The sequence below is a fragment of the Rahnella sp. CG8 genome (genome assembly GCF_023701875.1).
GTDB lineage: Bacteria > Pseudomonadota > Gammaproteobacteria > Enterobacterales > Enterobacteriaceae > Rahnella > Rahnella aceris.
Genome location: NZ_JABAED010000015.1, coordinates 15,289 through 35,528 on the forward strand (window position 1 = coordinate 15,289; position 20,240 = coordinate 35,528).

Annotated in this window: 24 protein-coding genes; 13 read left to right on the top strand and 11 right to left on the bottom strand. The window is 50.4% G+C overall.

Translation table 11 applies throughout. The annotated features are described in order from the left end of the window. Positions 1-43: 43 nt before the first annotated feature. The 6 genes from chbG to HGO41_RS14990 form a co-directional block, all read right to left on the bottom strand. On the bottom strand, positions 44-802 hold the full coding sequence (gene chbG, locus HGO41_RS14965; protein WP_013577909.1) for a chitin disaccharide deacetylase: 759 nt from the start codon (positions 800-802) through the stop codon (positions 44-46). Positions 803-848: 46 nt separating this feature from the next. Further along, positions 849-2,192, bottom strand: a complete 1,344-nt coding sequence (locus HGO41_RS14970) for a 6-phospho-beta-glucosidase (protein WP_250981182.1) — start codon at positions 2,190-2,192, stop codon at positions 849-851. A 60-nt stretch (positions 2,193-2,252) separates the two neighbouring features. Next, complete coding sequence (chbR, locus tag HGO41_RS14975; protein WP_013577911.1) at positions 2,253-3,089, bottom strand: transcriptional regulator ChbR; 837 nt, start codon at positions 3,087-3,089, stop codon at positions 2,253-2,255. Positions 3,090-3,103: 14 nt separating this feature from the next. Next, positions 3,104-3,451: a PTS N,N'-diacetylchitobiose transporter subunit IIA gene (gene chbA, locus HGO41_RS14980; protein WP_013577912.1), complete on the bottom strand. Its 348-nt coding sequence runs from the start codon at positions 3,449-3,451 to the stop codon at positions 3,104-3,106. A 65-nt stretch (positions 3,452-3,516) separates the two neighbouring features. Next, complete coding sequence (chbC, locus tag HGO41_RS14985) at positions 3,517-4,875, bottom strand: PTS N,N'-diacetylchitobiose transporter subunit IIC (RefSeq protein ID WP_013577913.1); 1,359 nt, start codon at positions 4,873-4,875, stop codon at positions 3,517-3,519. A 127-nt stretch (positions 4,876-5,002) separates the two neighbouring features. Further along, on the bottom strand, positions 5,003-5,323 hold the full coding sequence (locus HGO41_RS14990) for a PTS sugar transporter subunit IIB (protein ID WP_013577914.1): 321 nt from the start codon (positions 5,321-5,323) through the stop codon (positions 5,003-5,005). Between the two features lie 359 nt (positions 5,324-5,682). Between HGO41_RS14990 and HGO41_RS14995 the strand changes: the two genes are divergently transcribed. The 4 genes from HGO41_RS14995 to HGO41_RS15010 all read left to right on the top strand — a co-directional run bounded on the left by HGO41_RS14995 (position 5,683) and on the right by HGO41_RS15010 (position 11,022). After that, a complete protein-coding gene (locus tag HGO41_RS14995) occupies positions 5,683-6,705 on the top strand; it encodes a LacI family DNA-binding transcriptional regulator (RefSeq protein WP_049804370.1) in 1,023 nt (340 codons plus the stop codon). Between the two features lie 489 nt (positions 6,706-7,194). Then, a complete protein-coding gene (locus tag HGO41_RS15000) occupies positions 7,195-7,920 on the top strand; it encodes a gluconate 2-dehydrogenase subunit 3 family protein (RefSeq protein ID WP_013577916.1) in 726 nt (241 codons plus the stop codon). Positions 7,921-7,965: 45 nt separating this feature from the next. Further along, positions 7,966-9,735 (top strand): GMC family oxidoreductase, encoded by a 1,770-nt coding sequence (locus HGO41_RS15005; RefSeq protein WP_013577917.1) that lies wholly within the window; start codon positions 7,966-7,968, stop codon positions 9,733-9,735. A 15-nt stretch (positions 9,736-9,750) separates the two neighbouring features. Then, the gene (locus HGO41_RS15010) at positions 9,751-11,022 is read left to right on the top strand and encodes a c-type cytochrome (protein WP_013577918.1); all 1,272 of its coding nucleotides are present in this window, start codon (positions 9,751-9,753) and stop codon (positions 11,020-11,022) included. A gap of 56 nt (positions 11,023-11,078) precedes the next feature. Here the strand turns inward: HGO41_RS15010 and HGO41_RS15015 are convergent, their stop codons facing one another. Together HGO41_RS15015 and HGO41_RS15020 are read right to left on the bottom strand one after the other, a co-directional pair. Continuing rightward, positions 11,079-11,468, bottom strand: coding sequence for a hypothetical protein (locus HGO41_RS15015; RefSeq protein WP_013577919.1), 390 nt, complete (start codon positions 11,466-11,468; stop codon positions 11,079-11,081). Further along, the gene (locus HGO41_RS15020; RefSeq protein WP_250981183.1) at positions 11,465-12,853 is read right to left on the bottom strand and encodes an MFS transporter; all 1,389 of its coding nucleotides are present in this window, start codon (positions 12,851-12,853) and stop codon (positions 11,465-11,467) included. The genes HGO41_RS15015 and HGO41_RS15020 overlap by 4 nt, the downstream gene beginning before the upstream one ends. A gap of 114 nt (positions 12,854-12,967) precedes the next feature. On the opposite strand from HGO41_RS15020, the gene HGO41_RS15025 reads away from it, so the two are divergent. From HGO41_RS15025 to HGO41_RS15045, 5 genes are all read left to right on the top strand, one after another. Further along, entirely contained in the window at positions 12,968-13,882 is a 915-nt protein-coding gene (locus HGO41_RS15025; protein WP_250981184.1) for a LysR family transcriptional regulator, read from the top strand. Between the two features lie 27 nt (positions 13,883-13,909). After that, positions 13,910-14,452, top strand: a complete 543-nt coding sequence (locus HGO41_RS15030; protein WP_112151505.1) for a GNAT family N-acetyltransferase — start codon at positions 13,910-13,912, stop codon at positions 14,450-14,452. A gap of 171 nt (positions 14,453-14,623) precedes the next feature. Next, positions 14,624-14,863, top strand: coding sequence for a regulatory protein YcgZ (ycgZ, locus tag HGO41_RS15035; protein WP_013577923.1), 240 nt, complete (start codon positions 14,624-14,626; stop codon positions 14,861-14,863). Positions 14,864-15,284: 421 nt separating this feature from the next. Continuing rightward, on the top strand, positions 15,285-15,656 hold the full coding sequence (locus HGO41_RS15040; protein ID WP_013577925.1) for a biofilm/acid-resistance regulator YmgB/AriR: 372 nt from the start codon (positions 15,285-15,287) through the stop codon (positions 15,654-15,656). A 99-nt stretch (positions 15,657-15,755) separates the two neighbouring features. Next, positions 15,756-16,013, top strand: a complete 258-nt coding sequence (locus HGO41_RS15045) for a biofilm development regulator YmgB/AriR family protein (protein ID WP_014416580.1) — start codon at positions 15,756-15,758, stop codon at positions 16,011-16,013. Positions 16,014-16,123: 110 nt separating this feature from the next. Here HGO41_RS15045 and HGO41_RS15050 read toward each other — a convergent pair whose 3' ends face one another. Further along, a complete protein-coding gene (locus HGO41_RS15050) occupies positions 16,124-17,365 on the bottom strand; it encodes a diguanylate phosphodiesterase (RefSeq protein WP_153376345.1) in 1,242 nt (413 codons plus the stop codon). A gap of 205 nt (positions 17,366-17,570) precedes the next feature. On the opposite strand from HGO41_RS15050, the gene tehB reads away from it, so the two are divergent. Both tehB and HGO41_RS15060 read left to right on the top strand, forming a co-directional pair. Continuing rightward, positions 17,571-18,170 (top strand): tellurite resistance methyltransferase TehB, encoded by a 600-nt coding sequence (gene tehB / locus HGO41_RS15055; protein WP_112151503.1) that lies wholly within the window; start codon positions 17,571-17,573, stop codon positions 18,168-18,170. 82 nt (positions 18,171-18,252) lie between these two features. Next, positions 18,253-18,525 (top strand): ElaB/YgaM/YqjD family protein, encoded by a 273-nt coding sequence (locus HGO41_RS15060; protein WP_013577929.1) that lies wholly within the window; start codon positions 18,253-18,255, stop codon positions 18,523-18,525. Positions 18,526-18,683: 158 nt separating this feature from the next. Here the strand turns inward: HGO41_RS15060 and HGO41_RS15065 are convergent, their stop codons facing one another. Further along, positions 18,684-18,881, bottom strand: a complete 198-nt coding sequence (locus HGO41_RS15065) for a hypothetical protein (protein WP_013577930.1) — start codon at positions 18,879-18,881, stop codon at positions 18,684-18,686. Positions 18,882-19,105: 224 nt separating this feature from the next. Between HGO41_RS15065 and HGO41_RS15070 the strand changes: the two genes are divergently transcribed. Then, on the top strand, positions 19,106-19,336 hold the full coding sequence (locus HGO41_RS15070; RefSeq protein ID WP_013577931.1) for a type II toxin-antitoxin system prevent-host-death family antitoxin: 231 nt from the start codon (positions 19,106-19,108) through the stop codon (positions 19,334-19,336). Between the two features lie 40 nt (positions 19,337-19,376). Then, positions 19,377-19,724: a type II toxin-antitoxin system RelE/ParE family toxin gene (locus tag HGO41_RS15075; RefSeq protein ID WP_014416584.1), complete on the top strand. Its 348-nt coding sequence runs from the start codon at positions 19,377-19,379 to the stop codon at positions 19,722-19,724. 62 nt (positions 19,725-19,786) lie between these two features. On the opposite strand, the gene HGO41_RS15080 is transcribed toward HGO41_RS15075, so the two are convergent. Then, a complete protein-coding gene (locus HGO41_RS15080; RefSeq protein ID WP_013577933.1) occupies positions 19,787-20,218 on the bottom strand; it encodes an OsmC family protein in 432 nt (143 codons plus the stop codon). Positions 20,219-20,240 lie beyond the last annotated feature (22 nt).

Here is a 20,240-nt window from a genome sequence, read left to right on the forward strand (position 1 = left end):
CGGCGCAGGCGTCATGCCAGCGGCGGGCTTTACGTATGACAGCTTATAAATCCTTAAACGATCCCAGCCGGAATCCGCGTTCAGTTATCGCAGTTTTGAGCGAGGCCGACGTCAGTACATCCAGCTCCGCCAGGCGCGGATAGCAATATTTGCTCGCCAGAAGGGTGTTATCGATAAACGCCGGATGGGTCATGATTTCCACCGAGCGGTCACCGCGCTGCGTGGCGTTGTCCAGCGTTTGCACAAACAGGGCTTCTGAAACCGTCTCTCCGTAGAAACTGCTGTCGAAACCGTCGGTACTCTTCGCGCCACACAGCGCAATCTTGCCCCGGCGGATCTCGTCACGATCGATGCGTACAGGAATGCCCTGATCTTTCGCGAACGCTTCCACGATCGGGAAAATCTGCGGGAACATATGCACATGATGATGACTGTCGAGATGTGTCGGCAAACGGCCAAACAGAGCCACAAAACGCCCGAACTGGCATTGCAGTTCCTGCGCGATTTCATCAAGCGGTAACGTGCCCTGCTCTGCCATTTCCCAAATCCATTTTCCCAGTTCACCGTCGCGGGCCAGCCCCGGCATGGATGACAAGGGACGTCCGAGCGTCAGCACGAAATGCATGCCGACGGCAAGATCAGGATTTTCTTTGCTGAGCACCGCGGCATGTTCTGCAGCGGCCATATTCACCATCGCCGTCGTCGACCGCACCACACCGTGGTTGAATGCGTCGATGATCCCGTAGTTTTGCGCTTTACAAAGCCCGAAATCATCGGCGTTCACTATCAGTAATTTATCCATAAATGTCCCGGTTGAACGCCTTCCCTTTTCAGGGAAGGCCGTGGGGTTATTTCAGCGCAGCAATGGTGTTAGCAAAATTTGGCAGTAGTTTTTCATGTGCCAGCAACATTTCGCGCGCCAGTATCTCAGCATCTTTATCGGAATGGATCAGCGGGCTGAGGTTCATCGCCAGCAGAACATCATTGAATTCACCGCTCAGTGCGGCATTGCTGGCGGCAATCTCAAAGCCTTTGATGGTGTATATCAGGCCAAGCACTTTTTCGTCGAAATGCGTGATACGCGGGTGTGGTTTTGCGCCGTCACGCCCGATGGTGCACGTCATTTCCACCGCCCAGTCAGACGGGATGTTATCAATATGGCCGTTATGCGGGAAATTGACGTACTGCTCGGTTTGTTTGTCGTTGTAAATTGCGCTGATCACTTCGCAGGCGGCATCGGAATAATAGGCCCCGCCGCGCAATTCCAGTTCTTTCGGTTTGACGTTCAGATCAGGTTTTTTGTACAGATCGAACAGCTGCTTTTCAACCTTCTGTACCACCGTGGCGCGCGCACCGCCTTTGTAGAATTCCCCCATCTCAATCGCCAGCATCTCTTTCTGCTTAAAGTAATACAGCAGATAAGAACACGGCAGCAAATTCAGGGAGCGGATCAGGCCTTCGCTGAACGGTAAATCAAAGATGTTTTTCACCGAACCGGCGGTCAGCGTGCCGGACGCGACGCCGTCGAGCAGTTCGGCGAAACGTGATTCGCCGTTGACCAGAACATCTTTAATGAACACCATGTGGTTCAGGCCAAACAGGTCGATGGATAAATCGTCCTGCGGGGTCAGTTGCAGCACATCCTGAATGAACATTTTCATGCCAACCGGGATGTTACACACGCCGATGAATTTCTTGAATCTGGTGTGCCGGAATACCGCTTCCGTTACCATTCCGGCCGGGTTGGTGAAGTTAATCACCCAGGCGTCCGGGCAGATTTCTTCGACATCTTTAATGATGTCAAAAATCACCGGAATGGTACGCAAGCCTTTGAACAGGCCACCAGCGCCGTTGGTTTCCTGCCCGAGATAACCGTGGCTGAGCGGAATACGTTCGTCCAGTTCGCGTGCTTTGAGCTGGCCAACACGCAGTTGCGTGGTGACAAAATCGGCATCCACCAAGGCTTCGCGGCGATCCAGCGTTTTATGCATTACAATCGGCACACCTGCACGTTCCACCATACGCTGGCAAAGATTGAAAATAATATCCTGTTTCTCTTTTCCGGCTTCCACATCGACCAGCCATAACTCGGTAATAGGCAATTCATCGTAGCGTTTAATAAAGCCTTCCAGTAATTCCGGGGTATAACTACTTCCGCCACCAATTGTGACGACTTTCAGTTTTTTACGCATAGGAACTCCCGTGCAATAATAATGCACTGCAAATTTAAACAGAGAAATAAATGATTCGGTTTAATTAATACTGCATAACTTCTTTCGGTAATGATTGGGGGTAAAAGAAGTTAGCTTTTTAAAGTTTTTAATAAACATACTCGGGCTGCTGTAACCGGATTCAAACGCGATGTCCGTGACCGAATAATTGGTGATCTCCAGCTGTTTTTTGGCAAAATCAATACGAATTTCATTAATAATCTGCATCGGTGTTTTGCCATAATGTCGCTGCGTGGCACGGCTGAGATATTCCTGTGATTTGCCGGAAAGGGCCACCATATTCGTTAATGCTTTGTCACTAAACTGTGCTTTGTCGTGCATCTTTTCGATGGTATTTTTAAGCCAGCCTGGCGCATCTGTCGTGATTTCTGATTCTCTGTGATGGCGTAAACGGTTCACAATATAAAACGTCACCATTTCCAGAAACTCATTAAATTCCCCGTTCCTGAAATTAAGAGAAGCGATCACAGATTCTATATAAGCCAGAAATTCAGTCTTGATCTGATAAACCTGTGACGCCACAAAACGGGATGGCAGTAAAGATAAATAGTGTTGCTCGAAGAACGCTTTGCTGATCCCGACATTTAATATCCGCGTCGCACCGAATTCATAGAAACTTTGGTGATGGGAACCCAGAGGGATAAAGACAAAATCGCCGCGTTCTAACAACACCCGTTTACCATTGACGTTCTGGTAATACCGGCCGGTCAGCACCACTGTAAATTCGTAGTAATCATGTTCATGCAGTCCGGAAATGCTTTCTACTTTGTTGTAGATGAACATGTGGAAATTCTGACCGTCGAAGAGTTGATTTTCGCGCGCTGTCTTGATTTCCATGCTCAGTACCGGTGGCTGCATTATGGCTCCCTACGTTATTTTATTTTTTCATGAAGCTCAATGAGTTCCGCAATCAGTTCGCGGGCCAGCATTGACGTCATCAGGTGATCTTGTGCATGCACCAGCACCAGGCTGACTTTGGTTTTTCCTTCGCCCTGATCGCCTTCAATCAGTTGAGTCTGCACCAGATGCGCTTCATTCAGCGCCATTTTTGACTGCGCCATCACCGAACGCGCCTGCTCAAAATCACCTTCTTTGGCTTTTTTGAGCGCCGCGTAAGCCAGGCTGCGTGCTTGTCCGGAGTTGATGATCAACCCCATCACCACTTCTTCGAGATCCTGCATTTCGCTTTCAGTTTCAACAATGCTGTCTAAATCCATCATCTCTGTCTCTCCATGATTGGCCGGATAACGGCGGGAAGATGGCCTCTGCCCGCCCTCCGTTCAGATTAAAATTTCAGTGAAGCGGCAATGTCTTCTTCGCTTTCTTCTTCTTCAATAATCGCCTGCGCCTTGTTAGACAAGATCACGAATGGCATGTACACCAGCGTGGCAATACCGAGATTGAACAATGCGACGAGCAGTGCCGCGATGCTGCCGTTACTGTTAAAGAAAGCGCCAAGCCCGGTCGGCATGGTCCACGGCGCCAGGTTAGTGACCGGAGGAATGATACCCATGCTGTACGCGGCGATCGTGATGGCGGCCAGAATCGGCTGAACCAGCACGAAGGGGATAAACATCACCGGGTTCATGATAATCGGCAGACCAAACAGGATGGGCTCGTTAATCTGGAAGATGCCTGACGGCAGTGCCAGCTTTGCCACCTGACGATGATCGGCACGGCGTGAGGCGATAAAGATGGCGATGATAAGCCCGAGGGTTGCACCGGAACCGCCCAGCATGATGTAGGAATCCAGCATCGGTTTGGCCCAGAAGTGGAAGGTTTTCCCTGCATCAATCGCGGCACTCACGGAACCGTATTCGGTGTACAGCGCGATATTTTCAAGCGCCCACGGGGTCATGATGCCGTTGTCGAGCGCGGTCAGCGCCAGAGATCCGTGTACACCAAAGAACCACAGCAGTGAGTTGAAAATCACGTACGCCCAGCCAACCACGCTGCCCATTGCCGCCAGAGGTTTGGAAATTGAATCCATAATAATCTGGTGGAAGTTGTGGCCATATAATCCGAGTAACCAGGAAATAACCCCGAAGATAAACAGAATAATAAAGCCCGGAATTAACGCGGAGAAGGATCGGGAAACCGAAGACGGCACACTCGCCGGCAAGGTAATGACCCAGTTGCGGCGAATCACAAAGGTGAACATTTCTGCGACAACCAGACCTATTACCATACCGGAAATAATATTCGCGCCACCTAACCAGTTTGCGCCCACCGCATAAGCTTCACCGACGCTGTATGGCGTCACGGTCATAAAGGCTGCAACGGCTAATAAACCGGCGGAGAGGGAATCAACTTTACGTTCTTCCGCTAATGCCATGCCAATAAAGAATGGCGCCATCAGCGACATAATACCGAGCGTACCGTTATAAACATTAATACCGATGGTTTTCAGACCGGCCAGCGTATCGATAGTTGACGGGTCTAAGCGCACGCCTAAAGAATAAAAGAAAGAACCCGCACCAAAGTTCAGGAATACGTTATTAATTAAAACGAACATGGCACCCGCGAGGGTCAGCGGCATGAGTTTTATGAAGCCATTTTTAATGGCATTAATATGCGGTTGTTTACCTATTTTAACGGCAAAAGGAAGAAGTATCTTTTCAAGTGAATCAATGGCTTTGCTCATTGGTATTTTCCTTTAATGCCGCCATCTGGCGGCCAGGGGAAGAAATTCGCTCTTTGACTGGAGTTCTCTTTGACTTAAAAATTTCAATATAAAGACGTTCAATTTTAAAATAAGGAAAAACGTAAGATCACTGCGCTGCTGCTTTTTTGATCGCAGCAACGGCTGCTTTCAGAACACCTAACCCGTCAATTTTGCCGTACAGGCCAGAATCGATCACTTCAACCGGTTTACCCGGCAAGACCTTTTTAATTTCATCCAGCATATAGGCAATTTGCGGCCCAAGCAGAACGACATCGGCTGCCGCACCTTTCTCTGCAGCCAGTGTTTCAGGAAATGCTTCGATAATGACCGGGACCTCATACTTCTCAGCCTGAACCTTCATTTTAGAAACCAGTAACGAGGTTGACATTCCGGCGGAGCAAAACAAATAAATGACTTTCTTTTCCATGATAAAACCCTCATATCCCGATAAATTGCAGCTCAGGCAACGGTTTTTCCTTCACCTGCGAGAATGTATTCAGAGCAAATAAATTGAAGATAACGAATCGTCTCTGCCTGAAAGCAGTATACGGCATCACTTCAGGGCGCGATAATTCGGAACTTATAGAAATTGTCTCTCCTTGACCATCCCTTATGACTCCCTTCACGTTTTGGGTAAATAACTCGCGAGGATAAATAAGATAAAGACGCACGGCCACGCAACAAGAAGTTAACATTTACACTTACCCAAGCAGGGGACAATATGAGAAACTGGCAATGATTGCGCAAACATTACTATTTTGACGCCATAATTCAGTGGTCAACGCTTTGAATAATAAAATAAATGCTCAGAAAGGCCGTTCCCGTACGGCTACGCTCGAAGATGTTGCTCAGGCCGCCAGCCTTTCACCCATGACGGTCAGCCGCGCCTTAAACAATCCCAAAGTCGTGCGCCCGGCGACCATTGCCCGCGTGATGGAAGCCGTGAGAAGTACCGGTTACATCCCCAATATGCTGGCCGGTGGTCTGGCGACCAGCCGCACGAAACTCATTGCCGTCGTCGTGCCGCAGATTAACAACAATATGTTTGTTGATACCGTGCAGGCCATCAGCGACCAACTGGCGGCACGGGGTTATCACATGCTGTTGTGTATTGTCGGCTATGAGCCGGAAGATGAAACCGATATTGTCGCCACCCTGCTTTCGCGTCGACCGGACGGGATTGTGCTGACCGGCATTCATCACACGTCGGAACTGAAAAGAATCATTCTTAACGCCAATATTCCGGTAGTAGAAATCTGGGATTTAACGCCCACGCCGATTGACATGCTGATTGGCTTCTCGCACGAAAAAGTCGGCAATGCCATCGGTGACTATTTCCTCGGCAAAGGCTTCAGGCGTTTTGGCTTTATCTGTGCTTCCGATCGCCGAGCAATGGTGCGTAAAAATGGGGCAATCAGCGTGTTGCGGGCCATTCCTGAGCACGACATTAAAGAAGTGATTGTTTCCCGTCCGGCGAATATGGAAGTCGGACGCCAGGCATTGCGCCAACTGCTCGCCAGCGATCACCGCTTTGACGCCATCATTTGCAGCTCCGACACCCTGGCGCAGGGCGCAATCATGGAAGCCGAATCGCAGGGTTTACGCGTGCCGGATGATTTCTCGGTGATCGGTTTCGCGGACCTGAATTTTGCTGCCCATAACCGCCCGGCGATAACCACCGTCAGCGTCGAAAAATGGGATTTAGGCATCCGCGCGGCAGATATGCTGGCGGATAAAATTGAAGGCATCGCGGTTGAGGAACCTATTGTTGATATGGGTTACAAACTGGTTATTCGGGAATCAGCTTAGCGCCTTGCACACTTCAGCTTTTGTTTTAACCATAATACTCCACCCCAACCCTCCCCTTCGCAGGGGAGGGAGTTGTCCGCGTAATTAATTCAACTTTATATTTTTCCCGGTTATAAATAACCCTGACAATTGAAACTCATTCTTATTTGTTAAAAATGTTAGCTAACATTCATAACAACAAATAACAGAAACTTTCCGTACGGAATTATATTGATCTAAATTCTACCCACAAAATCATGAAGAATACTTTGATAAACAATGCTATTTCCCCCTTAGCCATTCACAATAAAAACAATCAATATCTCATTGATTTAATGAGACTTTAAATCAAATTAAACCCGTGGAACTCCTTAATGCATTTCCCGCCTTATAGTTCATGGGGAATTTATTCATTTATTTTAGATGTAGCGGTGATATTATCGATTTGTACCCAAAAAATAATAATAATTAACCCAAACTTAACATCAGGCATGTGAGAGTCGTAATTCTATGCTCCTTCAAAAAAAAACAACCCGTCGCAAGTTTTTACTTGGGTCGCTGATGGCTTTGCCTGTCGGGACCATCATGATGAAAGGGCTGTCAGCGGCACAAGCTGCAGAAATGGCTGCCCCGGATTTACTCGAATATAAGCCGATATTTTTCAGCGCCGATGAGTGGCAGTTTATTATGGCCGCCGCTGACCGCCTGATCCCTGCGGGTGGCAAAGGCAAAGCACCGGGCGCACTCGAAACCAATGTGCCGATTTTTATCGATCAGCAAATGCACGGCGATTTCGGCGAAGAAATCTATATGCAGGGCCCGTTCAACGTGCATGCTCCGGCGACGATGGGGTATCAGATCCCGTTCCGTCCGCAGCAAATCTACAAAACCGGCATTCGTATTGCGAACGCCTGGTGTCAGCAAAATCATCAGAAAGCCTTCCATGAACTGGCCGATCAGGACAAAGACAATGTGCTGACGCAGTTGCAGAAAAACGGCATCAAATTTGCCGATGCGGGCGAAGAAAATCTTGTCGCCTCGCAATTCTTCAGCGAACTGCTTTCAGACACCAAACACGGCTATCTGGCAGACCCGATCTACGGCGGGAACAAAGGGATGAAGGCGTGGATTGCCATCGGCTTCCCCGGCGCACGCGCCAGTTTCACTGAGTGGGTTAAGCAGCACAATGTCCCGTATCCGCTGGGGCCTGTGAGCCTGCAGGGCGCGCGTGCCTGAGTGCCTCGCCCTATTACCGTTTTCTGATGACTGACAGGATTAAAGATGGCAAAAGTAACTAAACCAGAAGTCGACGTCGTTGTTGTCGGCCTCGGCTGGGCTGGCTCGCTGATGAGTATCGAGCTGGCGATGGCGGGCCTGACCGTTCGTGCGCTCGAACGTGGCGGCGATCGCGGCTACGAAGAATTTGCTTACCCGAAACCGGCGGACGAATATGCCTACGCGGTACGCAATAAAGTCATGGCGACGCCGGCTGAAGCCGCTGTCACCGTGCGTTACAACATGAGTGAAACCGCCCTGCCAACCCGTAAATGGGGTGCATTCGCGCCGGGTACCGGCGTGGGTGGTTCCGGTCTGCACTGGACGGCGGTATTGATTCGCCCGACGCCGACCGATTTAAAACTCAAAACTTACGCTGACGAAGCCTACAAACCAGGCATCCTGCAGGAAGACATGCGGATCATGGATTTCCCTTTCTCCTGGGATGAAATTGAGCCGTATTACACTAAGTTTGAGCATATCTGCGGTCAGTCCGGCAAAACCGGTAACCTGCGCGGTCAGATTATGGAAGGCGGGGATCCGTTCGAAGGGCCACGTTCCGAGCCGTATCCGCTGCCTGCGCTGGAAGACACGCTCAACAGCAGCATGTTTGCTGAAGTCACCAAAAAAATGGGCTACCACCCGTTCCCGAACCCGTCAGCCTGCGTGTCCCGCGCCTGGACTAACCCGTACGGTAACCAGATCGCGCCGTGTAACTACTGCGGTTATTGCAGTAAATACCCGTGCCTGAACTACTCGAAAGCGTCGCCGCAAACGGCGGTGATGGACGCGCTGAAACGCATGGATAACTTCTCTTATGAAGTGCATGCCAATGTGCTGAAAGTCGAACTGCATGATGATAAGAAAACCGCCAAAGGCGTGATCTACATGGATGCAGACGGCAACGAGTGCTTCCAGCCAGCGAAAATCGTGGTACTGAGCAGCTTCCAGTTCTGCAACGTGCGGCTGATGCTGCTGTCCGGGATCGGCAAGCCTTACAATCCGATCACCGAAGAAGGCGTGATTGGCCGCAACTATGCGTTCCTCAGTAACGGCGGTTCGACGCTGTTCTTCAAAGACAAAAACTTCAATCCGTTTGCCACCGCAGGCGCCACCGGCCAGATGTTCAACGATATCTCTCCGGGCAACTTCGACGGCCCTTCCCTTGGCTTTATCGGCGGTGCGAAAATTCACAGTTCGCAGGCCACCGGCACGCCAATCAGCACCTCGCTGCCAAAAGGCACGCCTGCGTGGGGCACCGGCTGGAAAGAAGGCATGGAAGAATGGTACGGCCATTCGATGAAAATCAGCATCACCACCACCTGCCAGTCTTACCGCGATATTTATCTGGATCTGGATCCGAATTACAAAGATGAATATGGCTATCCGCTGCTGCGTATGACCTTCGACTGGAAACAGAACGAACTCAAATTGCAGCAATATCTGAAAGGCATCGTGGGCAATATCACCAAAGAGCTGAACCCGGACAGTTACAGCGAAAGCTTCCTGCCGATGGACGCGCATTTTGACCTGACCAAATACGTCTCTACCCACAACGTGGGCGGCGCGGTGATGGGCGATAACCCGAAAACCTCGGCGCTGAACAAGTTCCTGCAAAGCTGGGATGTGCATAACGTATTTGTGCCGGGCGGTAACGCTTTCCCGCAAAACTTCCAGGCTAACCCGACGGACACCATCGGCGCGATCACCCTGATGGCGGCGCAGGCGATTAAAGATCAGTACCTGAAAAACCCTGGTCCACTGGTTCAGGCATAAGCGGAGATGAACAGGATGAAACTCAAAAGTTTATTTATCGCTAACGCCTTGCTGCTGGGTGCGGGTTTTATGGCGAATGCGCAGGCGGATACCAATACACAACCCGACAACGCAGCGCTGATCAAACAGGGAGAATATGTGGCGCGTCTGGGCGACTGCGGCGCCTGTCATACGGTGGCGGGGAAACCGGCGTTTTCAGGCGGGCTGGCGATCAACTCCAATCTGGGCACCATTTATTCCACCAACATTACACCGGATAAAGACCACGGTATTGGCGGTTATAGCGAAGCACAATTCTCGGATGCAGTGCGCAAAGGCGTTCTGCCGGACGGCACCCGTTTGTATCCGGCAATGCCTTATCCGGATTACGCTAAAATCAACGATCAGGATATGCACGCGCTCTACGTTTACTTTATGCAGGGCGTAAAACCGAGCGCAGAACAACCGCCTGAGACCGATCTGAGCTTCCCGTTCAGCCAGCGCTGGGGCATGCGTTTCTGGAACTGGGCATTCGCGTCTGACAAACCTTTCCAGCCAATCGGTGGCGCTTCTGAGCAGGTAAACCGGGGTGCGTATCTGGTGGAAAGTCTCGGGCACTGCGGCAGTTGCCATACTCCCCGCGGTTTCGGCATGAACGAAAAAGCGCTGGACAGCAGCGACTCTGATTTCCTGGCAGGCGGCAGTCTGAATAACTGGGATGTGCCTTCCCTGCGCGGCGTGGCGCACTGGAACGAGCAGGAAATTGTCGATTATCTGGGCAAAGGGCGTAATGACAAAGCAGCAGTTGGTGGCGAAATGACGTCTGTGGTGGAAAACAGTACCGCACACATGACCGATGACGACCTCAAAGCCATCGCGGCCTACATCAAGTTCCTGGGCGGTAACCCGCCGGTTCCGGCAGAGGACACGCAAAAAGCCAGCGCGACCGAAGCCAGACTGACGGCGGCGAAAAACCTCAGCGAAGGCGAGCGTTTGTATCTGGATAACTGCGGCGCCTGCCACTTTGTCACCGGCAAAGGTGCACCGGGCGTTTTCCCGCAACTGGATCAGGCAACGATTGTGAACGCGAAAGATCCGACCGGGCTGATCCACACCATTCTGGCGGGCGCGCAGCAACCGTCAACGGCACGGGCACCGTCCACGCTGGTGATGCCGGGCTTTGCCAGCCGTCTGACGGACGAAGAAGCGGCGCAATTGTCGACCTTTATCCGTCAGGGTTGGGGCAACAACGCACCGGCAGTGACGGCGAAAGACGTCAGCGAAGTCAGAAAAACCCTGACGAAGTAATCACTTTTGCAGGCTCAAACGGCTTTCCTCACGGAAGGCCGTTTTTTTATAGGCGATCAGGCAGCGGGCGTTTCATGCAAATGACGCCACAGAATTTTCCCTTCTGCATCCACCACAAATAACACCGTCGAATAACGCAGCGTTTCCGGCTGGCCGGGCAACTGCTGGCGTTCCTGATACGCGACTACCGCGCCTTTTTCACTTTCAGCAATCACCACCGGCTTTTCGACCTCAATCTTCAGCCCGCTTTTCGCGCCCCGCTGCGCCCTGAAAAAAGCACACAATGCCGGATGATCCAGCCGGTGGCCGGTGATCGTTACCATCGAATAGGCCGGACTAAACCGCGCCAGCAGTTCATCACAAACCTGCCCAGGTGCAGCGGAGTCTGAAAACCAGCGCTGAATTAACCCATGCGCATCAAACACTTCTTTCACAAAACGATTCATAACTTTTCCTGTTGGTGTTCCTGTAGAAGCCGTTCCTGAATAATGGCGTGCCCCGGTAACCGCAGACACAACATGATGGGAATAATGACGCTGGACGCCGCAACGGTGAAACTCAGCGGATAGGCGAATGCCGGAACAGAAAGCTGCCAGGCACTCAGCATCACGCTGACCAGCGTCACGCCAAGACAAAAACTCAGCTGGCGGTTGATGTTCCACAGGGCGCTGGCGTCAGCCAGTTGTTCAGTACGGATATGTAAAAACGCAGCGCTTTGCGCCGTACTGCTGCACAGACTGCTGCCCGCCCCCATTAACGTAAACGCCGCGATTGCCAGCCACGGCGCTGCGGGAAACACACTGAGCAGCGCCAGCAAACCAATACCCGCACCCTGAATCAGACAGCCCGGAATAAATAACGCCTGCGGCCCGAGCCGGTTAAACATTTTGCCGGTAAAACTGATGGCAGCAAATGACGCCAGCGACCACGGCAACATCAGCCCGCCCGACTGCGCCGCCGAGAAGTGGTGTTCATTCTGCAGATACAGCATGGCAATCAGGCTGACGCCGGTAAACACGCCGGGAATACACTGATAAATCAGCATGCCGGTGCGCAATAACGGATCTTTTATCAGCGTCAGATCCAGCAGCGGCTCAGGGTGTTTTCGCGATGCCCGTACAAACATCGTCATCAGCCCTGCACCGGCCACGAATAATGCACTGCCGCTCAGCCATTCATTGTTTTCGCCCAGAGATGTCAGCCCCCATAGCACCAGCGCCAGCCCGCCATTCAGCAGCGCAAATCCTTTCAGATCGAACCTCCCTGCCGGTTCACGTGGCGTTTGCGGCAGCCAGCACAGTGCCAGAACCCAGGCCAGCGACGACAGCGGCAGGCTGGCAATAAACACCCAGCGCCAGCTAAAACTGTCCACGATAATGCCGCCGAGAGCCGGAGACAGCGCCGGTGCCAGCAGCCCGACCAGCATGATCACCGCAGACAGCCGGGCGCGTTCATGGCTGCGGTACAGTGCATAAGTCAGCGTCTGCCCGAGCGGGATCAGCAATCCGCCGCCAAGCCCCTGCAAAACCCGCCAGCCAATCAGCGTGGTCAGGCTTGCGGCGCCCGCTGCAGCGAGTGAGGCAAGCATAAAAATCGTCAGCGAGAGGATAAACACCCGCCGCGCACCGAAACGCCCCGCCAGCCAGCGGCTGAGCGGAATAACCAGTGTCAGCCCCAGAATATATCCGGTACTGACCCACGCCAGCGCGCTGACTGGTGCCTGAAATTCCCGTGCAATGCCGGGATACGCCACATTGGCGATAAACATGTTGATCAGATCAACGAAAAAACCGAGCAAATACACTGCGGCAACCCGCGCCCTGTGACTCATTCTTACGCATCCACAATGGGTAAAGGCGGCCAATGTAACGGAGAAGTTCTTACGGATAAACGGACGCGGTGCAGTTACACTGTCAAAATTATTTTGACAGTAAGGACACACAGAATGCTGAATTTACAGCGGCTGGAGATTTTCGTCGCGGTGGTTAACGCAGGCAGTTTTACCGGCGGAGCAGTCTCCCTCGGGCTGACCAAAGCGGTAGTGAGTTTTAATGTGAAGCAACTGGAAAGTGAAACTGGCGTCGCACTGCTGACCCGAAGTACCCGGCGGCTGGCACTGACGGAATCAGGCGAACGCTTTTATCAACGCTGTCAGGATTTATTGCAGGAAGCCGAAGCGGTGCTCGACGACGTGCGTCGTGATCACGGTGGCCTGAGCGGTCAGTTGCGGATCACCAGTACCCCGGAATACGGCGCGCGCGTGGTGGTTCCGGCGCTGGCGGCGTTTTCTGCACTGCATCCGCAACTGCGCATTCAGCACGTCGCCTCTTCACATCACGACGACCTGATCGCCGGACGTTTTGATCTGGCGATCCGTCTCGGCCAGTTGACTGATTCTAGTCATCACGCCGCCGCACTCGGGCGTTTCGGTATACTGCCGGTGGCATCTCCGGCCTTTTTGCGCGAACACGGAAACATCACTACGCCGGACCAGTTGGCCGCAAGCCGGTGGATCGCTCACAGCCGTCTGCCGTTACCTATGAGCTGGCCGGTCACTGATGCTCAGGGAAAGCAAAACCCGTTTCGCGTGACGACGCCGCCCGCCATTGTGGCCGACAGCGCCTCGGCGTTGTTAGCCTTTGCGCTGGCAGGTGCAGGCGTCGTGCTGTTGCCGGACTGGCTGGTGCAGCCGGAAATCGACGCACAGCGTTTATGCCATGTGCTGCCCGGTCACCGTTTTCCCCCACAGGGCATTTTCGCGCTGTATCCTAACACCCGTCACGTGCCTGAAAAGGTGCGAAGCTTTATTGATTTTCTGCAAAGCCGGCTGGCGGAGTTCCCCGCCCAAGCTAAGATTTAACTCAGCTCACGGGAGGAAACATTCATTATGATCATCGAGACATCACGGTTGCTGCTCCGGCCTGTTACGGCTGAGGATATTCCCACGTTTTTTGCTATTTACGGCGATCCGAAAACCAATCTTTTTAACCCGCGCGGGCCATTGCCGGACATCGCGGCAGCACAGGAAAAACTGAACAACTGGCTGAGGGAATGGCCGGATAATGGTTACGGGCACTGGGCCATTGCGCACAATCATCAACCGGATCAGATTATCGGTTTCGGCGGGCTGGGTATCCGTGAAGGCTACGAAAATCACCGTGTGTTTCTTGGCTATCGCTTTGCGACAACAGCGTGGGGAAAAGGACTGGCAACGGAGTTTGCCAGCACAGCGCTCAGCACCGGTTTTGAGAAACTGGGCATACCGCGGATTTCGGCTACCGTACGTGAAAATCATCTGGCTTCACAGCGCGTTCTGGAAAAAATCGGCATGCAGAAAGTGGGTTTTGAGGGCGATCCGCTCCATGGCACGGGCAGTTACCTTTACCGGCAGACCAACCCGCGCACAGTCAGCGGCCCATCGTTCAGCTGACATAAAACCACCTTGGGCGATCGTCCCCCGCCTGAGATCGGAAAATTCTGAGTCTCAGGCATTGCTAGCTTTTTTTTTCTAAAAATACCTGTACAACTTTCTATATCTTGTATAACTTTATAGTCACACAGGCAATCATTACTCACACATCTATTAACATAAGGGTTAATTATGCGTCAGAACAGACACAACGGAATGGCCCCGGACACGTCTCATTCCTTATACAGTCAGGTCTTTTCTGAAGAGGAAACAATGGGGCGCGTTGTTGTTGAAATTCTTGAGGCAGGAAAGAACCTCAATCGCAAAGCTTTATGTTCAAAACTTTTAAATCGTGTTGAAGCGGCTGGAAGTGAAGAAGAGGAAAAGCATTATATGAAGCTTATCCGTCTGGTACTTGAACGAGATTCATGATCCACCCTGATTAAGATCATAGTGCAAAGATTGGCTTCATAGCATTTCAGTTCGACATATTATGCGGGCTTGATTAATTCACAGCCTACCAAATTTTATGCCCTCAGGCGTAAAGTACCAACTCTGAACCTGAAGCTAATCTGCCCAAGAACTTTGGCCGGCATATATTCAGAGGCTGCTAATATGTACAGAAGTAATGAAGAAAGACTGACTGATAAGCTGATAGGTGAGGCCGTAATTTCCTTGCTTAAATCGAAGAACCCGATATCGACTGACAGACTCATCGCACAATTACAGTTTATGGCTGCAAGTGCTGACAACATAAATCGGAAAAGTGCCTGCGAGCGGATTATTAATGAGATCCGCCATGATCTGGCTGATAAACGTGCGCGAATTACCTACGAAGTGCGGGATGTCGATAATGTACGACACTTTTTCAATGCTGAAGGGCCGTCCGATGACAAGAAAAGACATTGATTCATCAAAGAATCATTCGCTAAATCAGGGCGATGCGATGAATTCAAACCCATCCCAGACGATGACAGATTCTGTTTATCACTCAGATGTTTATAACTATTTCAACAATGCGGGCGAACTGTTTTTGAGTGAAACCGAAGTGTTGGGTGCCGCTATTCGCGTCATTCTGGCCGAACAAGGCAAAGTGACAAATAAAGCCATTATATTGCACCTGATTACACAGCTTGAATGCACATCCGATGTGGTGCAGTTGGATATTCTGCGTAGTGCACTGGAAATGGTTGTGGGTATGACACCCGAAAATTCCGGCGTCTGATCCCGGCTGATTAGATTTATTATATTTAATAATTTCACGTTCATTTTTGAAAACCGAACGTGACTTCACTCATAAACAGCAAGTGCGGAGGGTATCAAAATGCAAGATGTGTCTTATACTCATGTCAAATTAGCTGATTATATTCTGACAGAAGACCCGGAACTTCTGGTCGGAAATGAAACTGTCATCCGTATTTATAATAATTTAAAAAATCGGAAAGAACGGGTAACCCATAAAGATATTATTCTTTACCTGATTCAAAAAATTGAGCAGGAAAGTGATTCGGGTAAACAGGATGTATACTTAGAGGCACTTGAATACGTCGTATACCGCACTCCTGATGATGATGTCGTATAATATATCACCTGCGTAGCGTTAAGACTTTGCGAATCAGCCGGATAAATATTTTATATTTGTCCGGCTGATTCATTTAATCTTACTGAAATCTTTTATCGGACTTTTGATATTTAAAGATTTCGGTTTGTTAACAGATATTCCTGCTTAACTTCCGGCCACGCGACAACCGGTGCTCCATTTAGCCTTGGTGAAGCAAACAGCGAGCCCTGGAAATTACACACCCCTGCCGCATCGAGCCACATCCATTCTTCTGCTTTTTCAACACCCGTCGCGATAACCGATATTTCCAAAGAAGAGCAAAACCTGATAATGGCCTGAACAATGGCCTGTTTGGGTCCGCTGGTATGAATGTCACAAATCATATTGCGGTCAATCATAATCTTTTCCGGCTGGCATTGAGTCAGCAACAACAATCCCGCTGATCCTGCGCCGAAATCATCAATCGCCAGTCGCATTCCTGAGGCTTTAAGCTGTTGCAACGCTGTAACGAAATTATCTTCGCGTGTCACGACGCCGTTCTCGGTGATTGCCACGACAATCTGCTCCGGAACCAGACCATGAGCAGTAATCTCATGAACTAAAAATCCGATAGCATCAGGTACCCGGACTAACGTCATAGGCAAAAGTTTGATTGTCAGCGTTTTGTCGCTGATCCCCATCTTCTGTGCCAGTGCAAAAGCCAGCTTTTTGGTTTTCAGGTCAGCTTCATAAATGGTTGTTCTGGAAAGCGCAGAAAAGTACTCCATCGGAGAACCGCCACCTGGACCGCACAGACGGGCTTCGTAAGAGGTAATCTCGCGACTCAGTGGATCAACAATGGGCTGATACGTAAAGCTGTAATCCTTCATCTCGGGAAAGATAAATCCTGCTTCAGGTTTCAGTGACTCATCGGCGATAAAAGACCAGGAATCTGCCGGAAGGATTTCGAGATAATTTTCCTTTTCACGAGCCTGTACAAAGGTGCACAAAAATTGAAGCGCGCGGTCTTCATAGGTCAGCCGGTATTTGGACGTCCCCTTATCCAGCACGGCCTGAAGGACAACATCCTCGTGATGGTGCCTGAGGTCAAAAAGTTCCATCCCCACATTACCGAAGCGGCGCGACGGCGCGTAATCACGCATGAGAACAACGACATTATTGTGCCGCTGATCGCTGCAAATCGTATTATAAATAGCATCGACGGCCTCTTCCGGCCCTTCCAGCAACTGGAAAAAGTGCATTCCGTCAAAAAGCAGAATACCGGTAATACTGTTGCGTTCATTCCCGATGTTGGCTCGCGACACCATCTCTTCCAGAGAAGCAGGCAGGACAGAGTCACTGATGTGGCTGCGGTAGACGAGGGTTAAAAGCATTAAGAAATTCCAGGGCAGGCTTCAGTTATGAACCCCACGATAACAGAAATTTTATTTACGGAAAAATCTCAATTGATTATCTTCGCTAACATATTGTGGTGAAAAAATGCCGTGATGCTCAGGCCTGTGACCATTAAGAGTAATGGCGCGGTTGCCATTTTGGAGGATAATCGCTGACATTCTATTCATTTACAGGAAACAGGGCATGACTCAACAACCCGCACCAGAAGATTTTTACAGCGAAAAATACGGCCTGACCCGTACCCACTCAGAAATCATCAACGCCGCACAGCATGTCCGGCCGGGTAAAGCACTGGATTTAGGCTGTGGCAGCGGGCGTAACTCGCTGTATCTTAACCTGAAAGGGTTTGAGGTGACGGGCTGGGATAACAACGCCATAAGCGTCGCAAAAGTGAATGATATTATCGCGGCGGAATCACTGAATAACATCAATATCAGCGAAGCTGATCTGAACACGCACCGTTTCAGCGGTGAATATGATTTTATCTTTTCCACCGTGGTCATGATGTTTCTGCAACGCGACAGCATCCCGCGCATTATTGAAGACATGCATGCGGCCACCAACACGGGCGGTTATAACCTGATTGTAGCCGCCATGGACAGCCCGGATTATCCGTGCCCGCTGCCCTTCCCGTTCACGTTCAAGCCGTCAGAACTGCGTGATTATTATCGCGGCTGGGAAATCGTGAAATATAACGAAGATGTCGGCGAACTGCATAAACGCGACGAAAACGGAGACCGTTACAAGTTGCGGTTTGCGACGCTGCTGGCAAGAAAAATCTGATATCCATCAGTCCTTCGCAGGCAAACCCTGCATAGCCTGGCTTTTCGACTAAACTTAAATTCCACCCAAAAAGGAGCACGATATGTCATCACAAGACTTTGATAAAGATCCTAGCCGTGTGGAAGATAAAGTAGAAAACACGGTTAACCAGTTTGCCGGTGAAGCGCAAAAGCAATTTGGAGATTTTGTTGACTCTCCGAAACATCAGCTTAAAGGTGCTGCACGCAAATACTCCGCGCAGGCGAGTGAAGCAGTTTCTGACGTGGCGGATAAAATCAAAGAAAATCCGCTGTCGGGATTGATTGCTGCCGGTGCGATTGGCGTGGTTCTGGGGCTACTTTTAGGCCGCAAATAACCGTCCGGGAGAAACAGATTTCTCCTACACAAATTATTCACAAAAAGAGGGTATGATCTTGTCTTCTGTAGCAATCTACAGATTATTCAGACATTCCCCTTGTAGCAAATCCAATACCCGTCTCCCCTGACGGGTATTTTTTCGCCAGCTTGCGTGAATCATTGCCCTTTACCGACCAGCTGAGCGGCTTTGACGAAAATTTCATCTTCCACACCGTCCCCTTTTTTACGCCCGAGCCGCCGCAGTTCATCAATGATGCTCTCCCGGTTAATAATCGTTCCGCTGGAAATTAACCCCATAACAGCCGCACCAATGGCCAGCCCGATCAGGCCTGTCTTTTCGCTTTCGTCCTTCATGATGACCCCGGTAAATTATTCGAATTTTTCAGATAACGCTCAGTATCTATAGCTGATGTAATGCCATTTGTCAGAATTCGGGCACAGCCGGGATCGCATTTTTCTATCAGGGTTAAGGGTATCCAGCATCCGGCTGGCATAGCCTGAGGCGGAGAAATTCCGCCTTGTCAGCAGTCTGTAAAAGACCTATATTTAGACCGAAGCCTCGACAGGAGCAGTAAAACATGCAAATACAGACCATCAGCTTCGTGAAGAAGCATGCCGCTGCGCTTGATTTATCACAACCTATACTGGTCACTCAGAATGGTGAACCGGCTTATGTGATTGAATCCTATGAAGACAGGCAAAAAAGGGATGAAACCATCGCTTTACTCAAGCTGCTGACACTGGCAGAAAATGATAAAGCTGAAGGCCGGACATTGACGAGGGAACAGTTGTTAGCAGATCTCTACTGATGAGTCACTCATCTCATCGGCTCATTATTGGGATCAATTTATGTCTGCCACGAAAAGTAAAATTACGATTGAGTACCTGCAAACTGTAAAGCTATCCATTGATGAAATCGCTTCGTTCCAGACCTTACAGGGAAACGACCCTTTAAAGATCATCAACGCTGTATTAGATGAGTTTGAAACAAAAGTGAAAGTATTTCCTTTGTCCTGCCCGGTTTCACCTGATCTTGCAGCGCTGGGGATTATCAAGTATCGCGAATGCAGTACGTTGAGCGGTTATCGCATCATATATACCTATGATGAACCGGCAAATTTGATCTCTGTTTATGTGCTGCTTTCGCAGCGGCAAAATGTTCAGGCGCTGCTGTTTAAAAAGCTGATCATGGGCTAACAACGCAAAAGCCACGCAAACATCGCGTGGCTTTTTTCAGCGCGTCATCCTCTGTTAAATCATCAGTTTTCCAGCTGGTACGTCAGCGTAATCTCGGCTTTCAGAACCTGTGAAACCGGGCAGCCAGCTTTGGCTTTTTTGATGATTTCATCGAATTTATCTTTATCGATGCCTGGCAACTTCACTTTGCTGTCGAGCGCGATTTTGGTGATCGCAAAGCCGCCATCCACTTTATCGAGTGAAACATCTGCGACAGTATCGATGCTTTCCGGCGTGTGCCCCGCTTCGCCGAGCATCAGCGAGAGCGCCATGGAGAAGCAGGCTGAGTGCGCCGCGCCAATCAGTTCTTCCGGGTTAGTGCCTGGCTTACCTTCAAAGCGGGTGTTGAATCCATAGGGTTGTTCCTTCAGGGCACCGCTTTCAGAAGAGATGTAACCTTTACCGTGTTTAATATCGCCTTCCCAGTGTGCCTGTCCTTTCTTATGAATGGTCATATTTTCCTCCGGTTTGCATTAC